13 protein-coding genes are annotated in these 14,155 nt (G+C 67.1%); 2 read left to right on the forward strand and 11 right to left on the reverse strand.

The annotated features are described in order from the left end of the window. Positions 1–19: 19 nt before the first annotated feature. The 8 genes from JHD80_RS06840 to JHD80_RS06875 all read right to left on the reverse strand — a co-directional run bounded on the left by JHD80_RS06840 (position 20) and on the right by JHD80_RS06875 (position 9,826). The gene (locus tag JHD80_RS06840) at positions 20–715 is read right to left on the reverse strand and encodes a helix-turn-helix transcriptional regulator (RefSeq protein ID WP_199085623.1); all 696 of its coding nucleotides are present in this window, start codon (positions 713–715) and stop codon (positions 20–22) included. A gap of 6 nt (positions 716–721) precedes the next feature. Continuing rightward, entirely contained in the window at positions 722–1,348 is a 627-nt protein-coding gene (gene pncA / locus JHD80_RS06845; RefSeq protein WP_199085624.1) for a bifunctional nicotinamidase/pyrazinamidase, read from the reverse strand. A gap of 10 nt (positions 1,349–1,358) precedes the next feature. Then, positions 1,359–4,832, reverse strand: a complete 3,474-nt coding sequence (gene dnaE, locus JHD80_RS06850; RefSeq protein WP_199085625.1) for a DNA polymerase III subunit alpha — start codon at positions 4,830–4,832, stop codon at positions 1,359–1,361. A 611-nt stretch (positions 4,833–5,443) separates the two neighbouring features. Further along, positions 5,444–6,130, reverse strand: coding sequence for an ABC transporter ATP-binding protein (locus tag JHD80_RS06855; protein ID WP_199085626.1), 687 nt, complete (start codon positions 6,128–6,130; stop codon positions 5,444–5,446). A 4-nt stretch (positions 6,131–6,134) separates the two neighbouring features. After that, positions 6,135–7,427, reverse strand: coding sequence for a lipoprotein-releasing ABC transporter permease subunit (locus tag JHD80_RS06860; protein ID WP_199085627.1), 1,293 nt, complete (start codon positions 7,425–7,427; stop codon positions 6,135–6,137). Positions 7,428–7,470: 43 nt separating this feature from the next. Then, a complete protein-coding gene (gene proS, locus JHD80_RS06865; protein WP_199085628.1) occupies positions 7,471–8,802 on the reverse strand; it encodes a proline--tRNA ligase in 1,332 nt (443 codons plus the stop codon). Between the two features lie 165 nt (positions 8,803–8,967). Beyond that, a complete protein-coding gene (gene coaD, locus JHD80_RS06870) occupies positions 8,968–9,468 on the reverse strand; it encodes a pantetheine-phosphate adenylyltransferase (RefSeq protein WP_199085629.1) in 501 nt (166 codons plus the stop codon). Positions 9,469–9,526: 58 nt separating this feature from the next. Continuing rightward, positions 9,527–9,826, reverse strand: a complete 300-nt coding sequence (locus tag JHD80_RS06875) for a hypothetical protein (protein WP_199085630.1) — start codon at positions 9,824–9,826, stop codon at positions 9,527–9,529. Here JHD80_RS06875 and JHD80_RS06880 point away from each other — a divergent pair. Continuing rightward, positions 9,807–11,678 (forward strand): ABC-F family ATP-binding cassette domain-containing protein, encoded by a 1,872-nt coding sequence (locus JHD80_RS06880; RefSeq protein ID WP_199085631.1) that lies wholly within the window; start codon positions 9,807–9,809, stop codon positions 11,676–11,678. The two genes, JHD80_RS06875 and JHD80_RS06880, sit on opposite strands and share 20 nt — an antisense overlap. A 3-nt stretch (positions 11,679–11,681) precedes the next feature. Here JHD80_RS06880 and JHD80_RS06885 read toward each other — a convergent pair whose 3' ends face one another. Then, on the reverse strand, positions 11,682–12,020 hold the full coding sequence (locus JHD80_RS06885) for a YciI family protein (RefSeq protein ID WP_199085632.1): 339 nt from the start codon (positions 12,018–12,020) through the stop codon (positions 11,682–11,684). Positions 12,021–12,173: 153 nt separating this feature from the next. Between JHD80_RS06885 and JHD80_RS06890 the strand changes: the two genes are divergently transcribed. Further along, positions 12,174–13,307, forward strand: coding sequence for an MlaD family protein (locus tag JHD80_RS06890; protein WP_199085633.1), 1,134 nt, complete (start codon positions 12,174–12,176; stop codon positions 13,305–13,307). Positions 13,308–13,322: 15 nt separating this feature from the next. Here JHD80_RS06890 and JHD80_RS06895 read toward each other — a convergent pair whose 3' ends face one another. Next, on the reverse strand, positions 13,323–13,733 hold the full coding sequence (locus JHD80_RS06895; protein ID WP_199085634.1) for a hypothetical protein: 411 nt from the start codon (positions 13,731–13,733) through the stop codon (positions 13,323–13,325). Further along, positions 13,730–14,155: DNA polymerase III subunit chi (locus JHD80_RS06900; protein ID WP_199085635.1), on the reverse strand; the 426-nt coding region annotated here is incomplete at its 5' end. The genes JHD80_RS06900 and JHD80_RS06895, both read right to left, overlap by 4 nt.

Genomic DNA, 14,155 nt, shown 5'->3' on the forward strand with positions numbered 1-14,155 from the left:
CAATTTCCGGCAGTGTCCGTCACGCCGGCGGCGCGATGCCCTCCTTGTCGCGCCAGGCCTTGAGCAGGGCCTGACGCCGCTGGGGGTAACGGCCCTCCAGAGCCTCGAAGCGCATCAGCCGGTCGGTGCGGAAATGGCGGAAATCCTGCCTGAGCTCGCACCAGGCGACGAGGACCCGGACCTGATCGAAGAAGGACAACGCCAGCGGCCAGACGATGCGCTCGCTGGTACGGCCCTCGGCGTCGCCATAGCCAATGGCGGCGCGCCGCTCCGCGCGGATGGCCTTGCGGATGGCGGCAAGGTCGAGCTGCGGGGCATCGACCAGCATTTTCCCCGGCCCGAGGATCAAAGCGGCGTCCTCGACGCGGCGGGTCAGGTCGGCCGGCAGCACGGCAACGATCTTGGCCATGGCGTCGCGCGCCGCCAAGGCAAGGGCCGGGTCGGCCCGGTCCGCGACCCAGCGCGAGCCCAACACCAGAGCCTCGATCTCCTCCTCGCTGAACATCAGCGGCGGCAGCATGAAGCCGGGCTTCAGGATGTAGCCGAGGCCGGGCTCGCCCTCGATCGGCGCCCCCTGCCCCTGCAGCGTGACGATGTCGCGATAGAGCGTGCGGATGCTGACGCCGAGCTCGGCCGCAAGCTTGCGGCCCGAGACCGGGCGGCGATGCCGGCGCAGCACCTGAACGAGATCGAGCAGGCGCTGGGCGCGGGACATGTCCGCTCAGAGCGCCAAGGCCGCGGCGGTCACGCGCTTGATCCCGGCCGCCGCCATCTCGGCCCAGGCGCGATCGAGCGAGCCGTCGAGATCGATCGCGCGGCAGGCATCCTCGACCACGACGGTCTCGAAACCGGCGCGCGCGGCATCCTGCGCCGTCCAGCTCACGCAGAAATCGGTGGCGAGGCCGGCAACCACGACCTTCGCGATGCCGCGCTCGCGCAGATAGCCTTCGAGGCCCGTCCGCGTCCGACGGTCGGCCTCGACGAAGCCGGAATAGCTGTCGATGCCGTGACGAAAACCCTTGCGGATGACCGCCTCGGCATGGGGCAGGTCGAGCCCGGCATGAAAGGCCGCGCCTGCCGTGCCCTGCACGCAATGATCCGGCCAGAGCACCTGGGGGCCATAGGCCAGCTCGACCGTCTCGAAGGGCTCGCGGCCGGGATGGCTGGAGGCGAAGGAGGCGTGTCCGGCCGGATGCCAGTCCTGCGTCAGCACGACATGGCGGAAGCGGCGCCCGAGCGCGTTGACGACGGGCACGATCGCGTTGCCGTCCGGCACGGCGAGACTGCCGCCGGGACAGAAATCGTTCTGGACGTCGACGACGATCAGCACGGTCCGGTCGTCGGCCATCGATATGCTCCTATTGCAGCCTGACATCGACCACGCCGGGCGCGGCGCGCACGGCATTGGCGATCTGCTGGTTGACCGGGAACTTGCCGGGCAGCTCGATCTCGACCTCCTGGGCGCCGTCGTCGATGATCATGATGATCGAGACCTTGCCCTCGGCGCGCGTCGCCTCGCGCGGGCGGATGCGCTCGGCGACGGATGCCACCGCCTTGTCATCGCGGAGATAGACGACGAGGTCCTGCTTCTGGCGCGCGGCGAGGCCGTCAAGCTCCTCGGCATCCTCGATGCGCGGACGCACCTCTTCGCCGTCGAGAACCGCCGATAAGCGCAGCACCAGCGCCCTGCCCGGCTCGAGCAGGTCGCGGAGCTTCATCAGCCCTTCCGAGAACAGCACGGCCTCGAACTGGCCGCTCGGATCGGACAGGTTGACGATGCCCATCTTGGAGCCGGATTTGGTGCGCCGCTCCGACTTGTCGATGACGGAGACGGCGACCTTGCCGACGCCGGTGCCGTTGACGCGGACTGTCTGGGCGAAATCGGCATAGCGCTGCACGCGCAGGCGCTTGAGCACATGTTCGTAATCGTCGAGCGGGTGGCCGGAGAGGAAGAAGCCGACCGCCTCGTGCTCGCGCTTGAGCTTCTCGGCCGGCGCCCAGGGCTCGACCTGCGGGATGCGGAAGGCCTCCTGCACCACACCGCCGCCGAGCAGGTCGAACTGGCCGGCCGCCGCCTCGTCGCGCGTGCGGTTGGAGAGCGCCAGCATGCCGTCCAGCGCCGCGACGGCGCGTGCACGATCCGCCTCCAGCTCGTCGAGAGCGCCAGCGGCGATGAGCGCCTCCAGCGTACGGCGGTTGACCAGCCTGGTGTCGATGCGGCGGGCGAGATCGGCGAGATCGCGGAACGGGCCATTTGCCTGCCGCGCGGCCACCAGCGATTCCACCGCCGCCGTGCCGACGCCCTTGATGGCGCCGAGCGCGTAGAAGATCTTGCCGTCGGCCACGTCGAACTCGACGCCGGACTGGTTGATCGCCGGGCGCTCGACCTTGATGCCGAGCCGCTCGGCATCGCGGCGGAATTCCGAGAGCTTGTCGGTATTGCCCATGTCGAGCGTCATCGACGCCGCCAGGAACTCGACCGGATAATTCGCCTTGAGATAGGCGGTCTGGAAGGCGACGATCGCATAGGCCGCCGCGTGGCTCTTGTTGAAGCCGTAGTCCGCGAACTTGGCGAGCAGGTCGAAGATTTCGGAGGCGATGTCCTTCTTGATGCCGCCATCCACGGCGCCCTTCACGAAGCGATCGCGCTGGGCGTCCATCTCCGCCTTGATCTTCTTGCCCATGGCGCGGCGCAGCAGGTCCGCTTCGCCGAGCGAATAGCCCGAGAGCGCCTGCGCCACCTGCATCACCTGTTCCTGGTAGACGATGATGCCGTGGGTCTCGCGCAGATAGGGCTCCATGCCGGGATGGAGATAGGTCGGCTCCTCCAGCCCTAGCTTGCGGCGGCAATAGGTCGGGATGTTGTCCATCGGGCCCGGCCGGTAGAGCGCCACCAGCGCAATCAGGTCCTCGATCCGGTCGGCCTTCATCTCGACCAGCGCCTTGCGCATGCCGACCGATTCCACCTGGAACACGCCGACCGTCTCGCCGCGCGCCAGCATGGCGTAGGTGGTCGGATCGTCGAAGGGCAGATCGGCGAGATCGATGTCGATGCCGCGCTGCTTGATCAGCCTCACTGCCGTGGTCAGCGTGGTCAGCGTCTTCAGGCCGAGGAAGTCGAACTTCACCAGCCCGGCCTGCTCGACCCATTTCATGTTGAACTGGGTGACGCGCATACCGGTGCGCGGATCGACCGAGAGCGCGACGAGTTGCTCGAGCGGCCGATCGCCGATCACCACGCCTGCGGCGTGAGTCGAAGCATGGCGATGAAGCCCTTCCAGCTTCTGGCCAATTTCGAGCAGGCGCGCGACGATCGGCTCCTCCTCGGCGGCCTGCTGCAGCTTGGGCTCGCCCTCGATCGCATCCTTCAGCGAGATCGGCTTGGCCGGGTTCTGCGGCACCAGCTTGGTCAGCTTGTCGACCTGGCCATAGGGCATTTCGAGCACGCGGCCGACGTCGCGCAGCACGCCGCGGGCGAGCAGCGTGCCGAAGGTGATGATCTGGGCGACGCGCTCCTGCCCGTAATGGTGCTTGACGTACTCGATCACCTCTTCACGCCGGTTCTGGCAGAAGTCGATGTCGAAGTCCGGCATCGAGACGCGATCGGGATTGAGGAAGCGCTCGAAGAGCAGGCCGAAGCGCAGCGGATCGACGTCGGTGATGGTCAGCGCATAGGCGACGAGCGAGCCCGCGCCCGAGCCGCGGCCCGGCCCGACTGGAATGTCATGCGCCTTGGCCCATTTGATGAAGTCCGAGACAATCAGGAAGTAGCCCGGGAATTTCATCCGCGTGATGATCGAGAGCTCGAAATCGAGCCGCTTCTCGTAATCCTCGACGCTGAAGCCCTCGGCCGGGCCGTGCTTCGCCAGACGGTCCGCAAGGCCGGCGCGGGCCTGCTCCTGAAGCTCCTCCGCCTCGTCGCGGCCCTCCTCGCCGAAGCGCGGCAGGATCGGCTTGCGGGTGGTGACGCGCCAATGGCAGCGCATCGCGATCTCGACGGTGTTCGCCAGCGCTTCCGGCAGGTCGGCGAAGCGCTTCTTCATCTCGGCGCGCGAGGCGAAATAATGCTCCGGCGTGACGCGGCGGCGCGTGCCGTCCGACACGAGGCGCCCCTCGGCCACGGCCAGCAGCGCGTCATGGGCGTCGAAATCGGCGGGCTTGGCGTAGAAGGGCTCGTTGGTCGCGACGATCGGCAGATCGGAATCATAGGCGAGGCGCAGGAGATGGGCTTCCCGCGCCGCCTCGCCATCCGCGCCATGGCGCTGGATCTCGACATAGAGCCGGTCGCCATAGATGCCGGCGAGCGTCGCGAGGCGCGATGCCGCCTGCGGAAGCTGGCCGAGGCGCAAGGCGGTGTCGATCGGGCCGCCCTGCCCGCCGGTCAATGCGATCAGGCCGGTATTGTAGGCGGCGAGGCGCTCGATCGTGGTGAGCGGCTGGCCGGAGCCGCCTGTCGCCAGCGCCGCCTCGCTGACGAGTTTCATCAGGTTGCCGTAGCCGGGTTCGTCCATGGCGAGCAGGACGATATGCGGCAGGCGCTGCGGCTGCGTCGGCTTGCGGCTGCCCTCGCCCTCATCGGCAAAATCGATGGAGAGCTGGACGCCGACGATCGGCTGCAGGCCCGAGCCGGAGAGCTTCTCGGAAAATTCGAGCGCCCCGAAGAGATTGTCGGTGTCGGTGAGCGCCAGCGCCGGCTGGCCGTCGGCCGCGGCCATCTTGGCCAGCGTCGCGATCGTCATCGCGCCTTCGAGCAGCGAATAGCTCGAATGGACATGCAGGTGGACGAAGCCGATCTCCTCGAGAACGCGCGCCCCGCCAGCTTCGCTGCCCATGTCCCACTCCTGCCGCCGCAACCGGGCGACTCGTCGACCCTGTCCTCAAGCGCCTCTTATGCGTCCTGGGCGGGGCCGGCGTCGAGGCCCTGCGGGCCCGTCTGTGGATGGCTCCTGCCGTCCTCAGACATGCGGGCCGGAGAGGATGGCAGCCCAGAGCCAGATCATGCCGAGGAAGACGCCGAGCGAGGCGATCTCGGCCAGGCCGGCGGCGAATTTACGCGCTGCAGTCATGAGAACCTCCTGTGTTCGCGATAAGTTCAGTTTAGTTCACTATTTGTTCTCGTCAATGCCGATGCGGAAGCGAGGTTGGCGTTCCAGCCGGGGAGGTTAATGAAACGTTACCGCCCCGGGCCAGCACCCCCTTGTCTTCGCCAAATGTGCGGGCCGAACCAAGCTGCGCCTTCCCGCTCAGGGATCCGCGGGAGCTTGGCGGTAGCGGGCAGAATCCGGGCTTCTGCCCGCCCCTGGCCGTCATGCTCGGGCTTGACCCGAGCATCTCATGACCAACGCGCTCCAGAGCCTCTTCCCCGCAAGAGATTCTCGGATCTCCGCTCCGCTTCGCCCGAGAATGACGGCGTGGTTCTATGCGCGCCCGCGCGCACAAACGCCTACAGCTTGACCACCAGCCCGTCGCGGATCGTGACCTGCCGGTCCATCTGGCGGGCGAGCTCGAGGTTGTGCGTCGCGATCAGCGCCGCCAGCCCCGAAGCGCGGGCCAGCGCCATCAGCGTGCCGAAGACATGCTGGGCGGTCTGCGGATCGAGATTGCCGGTGGGCTCGTCGGCCAGCAGCAGGCGCGGGCCGTTGGCGACGGCGCGGCCGATGGCGACGCGCTGCTGCTCGCCGCCGGAGAGTTCGCCCGGCAAATGGTCGAGCCGCTCGCCGAGGCCGAGGAAGGTCAGCAGTTCCGACGCGCGCTCCTCGGCGAGGCCGCGGGCCAGGCCGCGGATGCGCTGGGGCAGGACGACGTTCTCCAGCGCCGTGAACTCGGGCAGGAGATGGTGGAACTGGTAGACGAAGCCGATCTCGGTGCGGCGTAGGCGCGTGCGGCCCTTGTCGTCGAGCTTGGTCGTGGCGAGCCCGCCGACGAAAACCTCGCCGGCATCGGGCTTCTCGAGCAGGCCAGCGACGTGCAGCAGCGTCGACTTGCCGGTGCCGCTCGGCGCGACCAGGGCGACGACCTCCCCCGGCCAGAGCGCGAAATCGGCCTTGCGCAGCACTTCGAGCGGCGCATCGGTCTGCGGGTAATGGCGCTCGACCTGGGAAAGGAAGAGCGCGGGCATTTCTTGCGCCATCGCGTCAGCCCATCCTCAGCGCTTCGACCGGATCGAGGCGCGCCGCCTTCCAGGCCGGATAGAGCGTCGCCAGCAGCGACAGGGTCAGCGCCATCAGCACGACGCTCACCACCTCGCGCCAATCCGTGACGGAGGGAATGTCGCTGAGGAAGCGCACGGTCGGGTCCCAGAGATTGGCGCCCGTGATCCAGTTCAGCGCCGCCATGATCGACCTGATGTTCTTGGCGAAGACGACGCCGAGCGCGAGGCCGGCGAGCGTACCGATCACGCCGATCGCGGCGCCGGTGATCAGGAAGATGCGCAGCACGGTGCCGCGCGTGCAGCCCATGGTCCGCATGATCGCGATGTCGGCGGTCTTGTCCTTCACCAGCATGATCAGGCCGGAGACGATGTTCAGCGCCGCGACCAGCACGATCAGCGTCAGGATGATGAACATCACGTTCCGCTCGACTTCCAGCGCATTGAAGAACGAGCGGTTGCGCTGGCGCCAGTCGGAGAGCACCAGCGGGCGCGGCGCATCGGCCTCGATCGCGTCGCGCACCGTCTGGGTGCGGTCGGGATTGTCGACGAAGATCTCGATGACGTTCACGTCGCCGTCCCGGTTGAAATAGGCCTGCGCCTCGCCGAGCGGCATGTAGACGAAGGTACCGTCGAATTCGGTCATGCCGATCTCGAAGATCGCCTTGACCGGATAGGCCTTGATGCGCGGCGCCGTGCCGAAGGGCGTCGATGCCCCCTGCGGCGAGACCAGCGTCATCATGTCGCCGGCCTGGATGCCCAGCGCATTGGCGAGGCGGCGGCCGATGGCGACGCCGGGCGTGCCGCCGTCGAAGCCGTCGAGCGTGCCGGACTTGATATTGCTGCCGATGAAGGGGATCGCCTTGATGTCGTTCTCGCGGATGCCGCGCACCAGAACGCCGTTGTTGCCGGTCTGCGAGGAGGCGAGCGCCTGCCCCTCGACCAGCGGGATGGCGAGCTTGATGCCGGGAATCTTGCTGAGCCTCGCCGCGACGCTGTCGTAGTCGTCGAGCGGGCGGTCGATCGGGGTCGCGAAGATATGGCCGTTCACGCCGACGATCTTGCTGAGCAGCTCGATCCGGAATCCGTTCATCACCGACATCACGATGATCAGCGTCGCGACGCCGAGCATGATGCCCAGGAAAGAGAAGCCGGCGATGACCGAGACGAAACCCTCGCGGCGGCGCGTGCGCAGGTAGCGCCCGGCGAGCAGCCACTCGAAACCGGCGAAGGCTTTGGTCCCGGTCGGGACTTCCGCGCTGTCGGCGACGGCGCTCATGCGGCGGCTCCCATCCGATGCGTCTTCATGACGGGGCCTGCCGTCACGCCGCCCGGCCCTTGAAGCGGTCGAGCGCGGCTTCCAGCGAGACGAGCTCGCGCTCGCCGCCGGCGCGGCGCTTCAGCTCGACCTTGCCCTCGGCCAGCCCCTTCGGTCCGACGATGATCTGCCAGGGCACGCCGATCAGGTCGGCGGTGGCGAATTTGGCGCCCGGCCGGTCGTCGGTATCGTCGAGCAGGGCGTCGTAGCCCTTGGCGAGGAGGTGCTTGTAGATCTGCTCCGCCGCACCATCCGTCGCCACATCGCCGGCCTTGAGGTTGATCACCGCGACATCGAAGGGCGCGATTTCCTCGGGCCAGACGATGCCGGCATCGTCATGGCCGGCCTCGATCAGCGCCGCGACGAGGCGGCTCGGGCCGATGCCGTAGGAGCCGCCATGCAGCAGCACCGGCTGGCCGTCGGGGCCGGCGACGGTCGCGCCCATCGGCTCGGAATATTTCGTGCCGAAATAGAAGATATGGCCGACCTCGATGCCGCGCGCCGAGACGCGCTTGTCTTCCGGCACCGCCTCGAAAGCGGCCTTGTCGTGCATCTCCTCGGTCGCAGCGTAGAGGCTCGTCCACTTGTCGAAGACGCCCTGCAGGCCGGCCACGCTGTCGAAATCGGTGTCGGCCGCCGGCGTCTCGAAATTCAGGTAGTCGCTGTGGCAGAACACCTCGCTCTCGCCGGTCGAGGCGAGCACGATGAACTCGTGGCTGAGATCGCCGCCGATCGGGCCGGTATCGGCCTTCATCGGGATCGCCTTCAGGCCGAGCCGCGCGAAGGTGCGCAGATAGGCCGTGAACATGCGGTTATAGGCGTGGCGCGCTGCGTCCTTGTCGAGATCGAAGGAATAGGCGTCCTTCATCAGGAATTCGCGACCGCGCATCACGCCGAAGCGCGGACGGACCTCGTCGCGGAACTTCCACTGGATGTGGTAGAGATTGAGCGGCAGGTCCTTGTAGGACTTGACGTAGGAGCGGACGATCTCGGTGACCATCTCCTCGTTGGTCGGCCCGTACAGCATGTCGCGATCATGCCGGTCCTTGATGCGCAGCATCTCCTTGCCATAGGCGTCGTAGCGCCCGCTCTCGCGCCAGAGATCGGCCGACTGGATCGTCGGCATCAGGATCTCGACGGCGCCCGAGCGATTCTGCTCCTCGCGGACGACGTTGCTGATCTTGTTCAGCACGCGCAGGCCCAGCGGCAGCCAGGAATAGATGCCCGCCGATTGCTGGCGGATCATGCCGGCGCGCAGCATCAGCCGGTGCGAGACGATCTCCGCTTCCTTGGGCGTATCGCGCAGAAGGGGCAGGAAATAGCGGGAAAGACGCATCGAAAAACCTGTCGGAGGGCCCTGCGCGCGGAATCGCGCCGGGTGATCGGAGAGCGAGTCGGCCTCGTTGAGAGACACCATCGCTCTGCGCAAAATGCAAACCAAAATCAGCAGGAAGCGGCGGAAGATGGCGAAGTTATGTGCCTTTAGCCGTGGATCGTGCCGTCAGTCCTTGGCGAAGCGCGCCTTCAATGCGGCGAGCACCGGGGCCGGCACGAAGGGCGAGACATCCCCACCCATCGCCGCGATCTGGCGCACCAGCGTCGCGGTGATATGGCGCACGCCGGGCGAGGCCGGCAGGAAGACGGTCTGCACGTCCGGCGCCATCGTGCCGTTCATCCCGGCCATCTGCATCTCGTAGTCGAGGTCGCTGCCGTCGCGCAGGCCGCGGATGATGATCGAGGCCCCGGCCCGGCGCGCCGCATCGACGGCGAGATCGTCGAAGGTCACGACTTCGAGCGCGGCGCCCTTAGCCGCCAGCAAGGGCGTGGCGACCTGACGCAGCAAGTCGGCGCGTTGCTCGACCGAGAGAAGCGGCGTCTTGCCGGGATGAACCCCGATCGCCAGGACGAGCCTGTCGCAGAGGACGGCGGCCGCGGCGATGACGTCGGCATGGCCGTTGGTCACGGGGTCGAAGGAACCGGTGTAGAAAGCGATGCGTGCCATGGGCCAGCGTTAGCGGCTGGACCCGAAGACGACAAGCCTTCTCAGAGGGTTGGCGGCCTCAGGACAGCGGCACGAGCGCGGCGAGCGCTGCGGCGCTGCCGATGATGATCGAGACGAGAACCATGAGGGAGGCCGCAGCGGAAGCGCGGCGGGAGCTGGCGAAGGACAGGCGGGTATCCATCAAGATAGCCTCGGCGAATCGCGGTTTATCCGGTTTCCCTTGGGTGATGGCCGGAGCGGGCCGTCCCAAGGCGAGATTTTGACCAAACGGTGACAACCGCCGCTTGTTCCGGCTTTCGATTGCCTTTTTGGCGCTCCCCGGCCTAAACGGGCGCGCCATGCTGACGATCAACGACATCACCTACCGCCTCGGCGAACGCCTGCTGCTCGACCATACCGGCGCCGCCATCCCCGATGGCGCACGCGTCGGCTTCGTCGGGCGCAACGGCACCGGCAAGACCACGCTGTTCAAGATCATCACCGGCGACCTCGGCACCGAGAGCGGCAATATCAGCCTGCCGAAGGGCCGGCGCATCGGCGGCGTGGCGCAAGAAGCGCCCGGCGGCCCGGAGACCCTGATCGAGGTCGTGCTCGCGGCCGATACCGAGCGCACGGCGCTGATGAAAGAAGCCGAGACCGCGACCGACCCGCATCGCATCGCCGAGATCGGCACGCGGCTCGCCGATATCGGCGCGCATTCGGCCCCGGCGCGCGCGGCGATGGTGCTGCACGGTCTCGGCTTCAACGAGGAGGCGCAGCAGCGCCCCTGCTCCGATTTCTCGGGCGGCTGGCGCATGCGCGTCGCGCTCGCGGCCGTGCTGTTCTCCGAGCCCGACCTGCTGCTGCTCGACGAACCGACCAACTATCTCGACCTCGAAGGCACGCTCTGGCTCTACGACTACCTGGAGCGCTATCCGCATACCGTCATCGTCATCAGCCACGATCGCGAATTGCTGGACACCTCGGTCGACCACATCATGCATCTCGACCAGGGCAAGCTCACGCTCTATCGCGGCGGCTATTCCTCCTTCGAGAAGCAGCGCGCCGAGAAGCAGATGCAGCTCGCCCGCGCCAAGGAGAAGCAGGACGCGGAGCGCAAGCATCTCCAGTCCTTCGTCGACCGCTTTAAAGCCCAGGCGACCAAGGCCCGGCAAGCGCAGTCGCGCGTCAAGCGGCTGGAGAAGATGCAGACCATCGCCGCGATCGTCGACCGCGACGTGCAGCCCTTCATGTTCCCCGGCCCGGAGAAGCCGCTCTCGCCGCCGATGATCGTGCTGGAGGATGCCGCCGCCGGCTATGGCGAGCGCAAGGTTCTGTCGAAGCTTAACCTGTCGCTGGCGCCCGACGACCGCATCGCGCTGCTCGGCTCGAACGGCAACGGCAAGTCGACTTTCTGCAAGCTGATCGGCGGGCGACTCGACGCCATGTCCGGCGAGATGAAGAAGTCGAGCAAGCTGGAGACGGCCTATTTCGCCCAGCACCAGCTCGACGAGCTCCGTATCGAAGACACACCGGTCGGCCATCTGCGCGACCTGATGCCCGATGCGCCGGAGGCGAAGGTGCGCTCCAAGGCGGCGCAGATCGGCTTCCCGGCCAACAAGGCCGATACGCCGGTGAAGCTCCTGTCAGGCGGCGAGAAGGCGCGCCTGATGCTGGGGCTCGCGACCTTTCACGGGCCGCATCTGCTGATCCTCGACGAGCCGACCAACCATCTCGACATCGACAGCCGCACCGCGCTGGTCAACGCGATCAACGACTATCCGGGCGCCGTCATCCTCGTCAGCCACGACCGCTTCCTGATCGAGGCCTGCGCCGACCGGCTCTGGCTCGTCGGCGGCGGGACGGTGAAGAATTTCGACGGCGACATGGACGACTACCGCACCTATGTGCTGGGTGCCGCCAAGGCCGAGAAGCGCGGCAAGCCGGCCCCCGACGCGGCCGCCAAGCCCAAGGCCGACGAGCGCAAGGAAGCGGCGACGAAGCGGGCCGCGCAGGGGCCGCTCAGGCAAAAGCTCAATCTCGCCGAGGCGCGGATCGCCAAGCTCACCGGCCTGATCGAGAAGGTCGATGCGGCGCTCGCCAACGGCGCCTTCGCGCGCGACCCCGACAAGGCGATCCAGATCTCGCGCCAACGTGCGGAATTGTCGGAGGCGCTGGCCGCGGCCGAGGAGGAATGGCTGCTGCTCGGCGAGGAGCTGGAGAGCGCGTAGGCGCTAGCTCGCCGGATCGTACATGAACTCGCGCAGTTCCTGAGCGCAATGGCAGGCCCGCGCGAGCTTCGCCGCCCATGTCACGGCATCCTCGCGCGTCGGCAGTTCCAGCACCGTAAAGCCGCCCGTCAGGCGTCTGCCCGGGTAGATCCGCTCGGACGGCGTGCCATCGGCGGAGACGAGGACGGGGGCGACCGGCTCGTTGATCCCGCCGGCGAAGACATAGACGCCGGCCGCCTTGGCCTCCTCGATCACGGCACGAGAATCGACACCGGCGGCGGCCAGTTCGTCCTCCGTGAGCACCATCGCCTCGCTCGGGAAGGAGATGAGATATTTCGTCATGCCGCGATGATGCGTCGCGTTTCGGGCGAAAACAAGCGACCGTCGCCCCGTTCGCCTCGTGGCCTTCGGGACGATAGACTATGCTGCCGACTCAAATGGCCTGCCGACGGCGGCGGGCCCGTTTCGCCCGGGCAATGAAAGTCGACCCCGCTGATGCAATCGCGAGCAGCTCATGCGCTGATCGGACTGGCGACCGTGGCGGTGTTCGTCGCGCTTGTCGGGCTCGGCTATTGGTTCGGCCGCGGGCAAGCCGACATGATCGACGTCAAGGTGGTCTTCAACGGCAAGGTCTCCGGCCTTGGCCGCGGCTCCAACGTCCTTTTCAACGGCCTGCGCGTCGGCGAGGTCAGGGAACTCGACATCGAGCCGGATAATCCGCGCCAGATCTACGCCATTCTCAAGATCAGCCAGTCGGCTCCGTTGCGCGTCGATACGATCGTCCGCCTCGAAGCGCAGGGCCTGGCCGGCATCGTCGCCGTGCAGCTTCGCGGCGGCAGCCCCGCCGCTGCTCGCTTGACCGTCGCGCCGGGGCAGGCTTTTCCGACGCTCACGGCGGAATCCTCGGAAAGCATCTTCGAGAAGGTCGAAACCATCGCGAAAAGCGTCGACGAGGCTCTCGTCGGCATCGATGCCGCCATCCAGGCCAATGCGGGGCCCGTGAGCGAGCAGATCAAATACGTCGAGAGCCTGTCGGCCTCGCTCGACGGCAGGTCTTCCCAGGTCGACACGTTCATGCAGAATGTCAGCTCGGCGGCCGAAGCCATTGCTCCGCTTCCCGACAAGCTGAAAGATTTCAGCGAGGGCTTCATGGAGACCCTCCGGTCCGTCGACAAGAAGCGGGTCGCCTCGGTCCTCGATGACGCCGATCGCACGGCCGCGCAACTCGGGTCCGCCGCCCCCGACATCGGCAAGACGATCGGAAACATCGCCTCGACGAGCGAGAAGCTCGACCGGGCCACGGATCAGATCGACGACGTGCTGAAAGGCGTGCGATCCTTCCTGACCGGCGCCGGGAGGGAAAACGCGGGAAGCGTGTTCGAGGAGATTGCCGAGGCTGCGAAGTCCCTGCGCATGCTCGCCGACAATCTCGATCGAAGCTCGGCGGCAGCGACGGCCAAGATCATCCAGTTCACGGGGAACGGGCTGGCCAAGGTCGAATCCTTCACCTCGGGCGGCAGCCGCTCCCTCTCCGGCTTCGAGCGCGCGCTCCGCAATGTGAACCGGGACCCGCAAGGGCTCATTTTCGGGAGCAAGGACCGCATCCCGCAATATAACGGTTCGCGGTAGAGGCAGCCGCCCGGCTCAGCCCTGTCCTGGCTTCACGATCCGTGTCAGGCGATTGTCGGTGAACAGGTAGATCTCGCGGCCGCCCGGCTCGGAATAGAGCACCTGGACCTCACGCTGGCCCTTGCCGCTCTCGCCGACCAGCACGTCGGTCGGGCGCGCGCCCTTCAGTTTCAGCAGCTCGCATTCGGTGATGCCGGGCGCGATCTCCTTGGGCAGCGGCCGGGTCGACGGATCGAGCGAGACGCCGACGCTGCATTCGCCTTCCGGCGTCAGCACCGGCTCCTGCGTCGAGATGCCGGCGCTGGCCGAGGTTGTCCTGGTCGTGGTGACCCCGCCCCTGGTTTCAGACTGGAAGGCGAAACCGCCCATATCGACCGAGCAGCCGGCAAGGGCCGCAGTGCAGAGCAGCAGAACAGGCAGTCTCACGCTTTCTTCTCCCAACGGCCGGCATCGTCCTGCTGCCAGTAGCTGGCGGCATGGCCCGAGGCCCTGGCCTTCTTCCAATCCTCGCGAGCCGCGGCGAGCGCCTCGGGATCGTCTCCATCGAATATCAGGACGACGCGCTCGTAGTCCTGCATTGCGTCGGGAATGCGAACTCCGTCGGCGCAGATCCGGACCTGGGCAGAGTTCGGATTATGCGCCTGCGTCGTCAGCACGACCGGGTTTTGAGGGGCATCCGCCTCCAGCGCCGTGACATGCGGCAGGAAGCTCTCATCCGCATAGGTCCAGAGGTGGTCGTCGAGCACGCTCATGCGCTCCTGGCCGCCGACCTGGACGACGACCTTCTGGCCGCGCGACAGGGCGCGGTCGAGGATTGTCGGCAGGACCTGCTCCAGCGGGCGGGACTG

The organism is Allobosea sp. ASV33, from assembly GCF_016428755.1.
GTDB lineage: Bacteria > Pseudomonadota > Alphaproteobacteria > Rhizobiales > Beijerinckiaceae > Allobosea.

What these genes read in the sequence shown, in the direction of transcription:
- JHD80_RS06840 (WP_199085623.1), bottom strand. Translation starts at nt 715, where the DNA reads ATGTCCCGCGCCCAGCGCCTGCTCGATCTCGTTCAGGTGCTGCGCCGG.
- pncA (WP_199085624.1), bottom strand. Translation starts at nt 1,348, where the DNA reads ATGGCCGACGACCGGACCGTGCTGATCGTCGTCGACGTCCAGAACGAT.
- dnaE (WP_199085625.1), bottom strand. Translation starts at nt 4,832, where the DNA reads ATGGGCAGCGAAGCTGGCGGGGCGCGCGTTCTCGAGGAGATCGGCTTC.
- JHD80_RS06855 (WP_199085626.1), bottom strand. Translation starts at nt 6,130, where the DNA reads ATGGCGCAAGAAATGCCCGCGCTCTTCCTTTCCCAGGTCGAGCGCCAT.
- JHD80_RS06860 (WP_199085627.1), bottom strand. Translation starts at nt 7,427, where the DNA reads ATGAGCGCCGTCGCCGACAGCGCGGAAGTCCCGACCGGGACCAAAGCC.
- proS (WP_199085628.1), bottom strand. Translation starts at nt 8,802, where the DNA reads ATGCGTCTTTCCCGCTATTTCCTGCCCCTTCTGCGCGATACGCCCAAG.
- coaD (WP_199085629.1), bottom strand. Translation starts at nt 9,468, where the DNA reads ATGGCACGCATCGCTTTCTACACCGGTTCCTTCGACCCCGTGACCAAC.
- JHD80_RS06880 (WP_199085631.1), top strand. Translation starts at nt 9,807, where the DNA reads ATGCTGACGATCAACGACATCACCTACCGCCTCGGCGAACGCCTGCTG.
- JHD80_RS06875 (WP_199085630.1), bottom strand. Translation starts at nt 9,826, where the DNA reads ATGTCGTTGATCGTCAGCATGGCGCGCCCGTTTAGGCCGGGGAGCGCC.
- JHD80_RS06885 (WP_199085632.1), bottom strand. Translation starts at nt 12,020, where the DNA reads ATGACGAAATATCTCATCTCCTTCCCGAGCGAGGCGATGGTGCTCACG.
- JHD80_RS06890 (WP_199085633.1), top strand. Translation starts at nt 12,174, where the DNA reads ATGCAATCGCGAGCAGCTCATGCGCTGATCGGACTGGCGACCGTGGCG.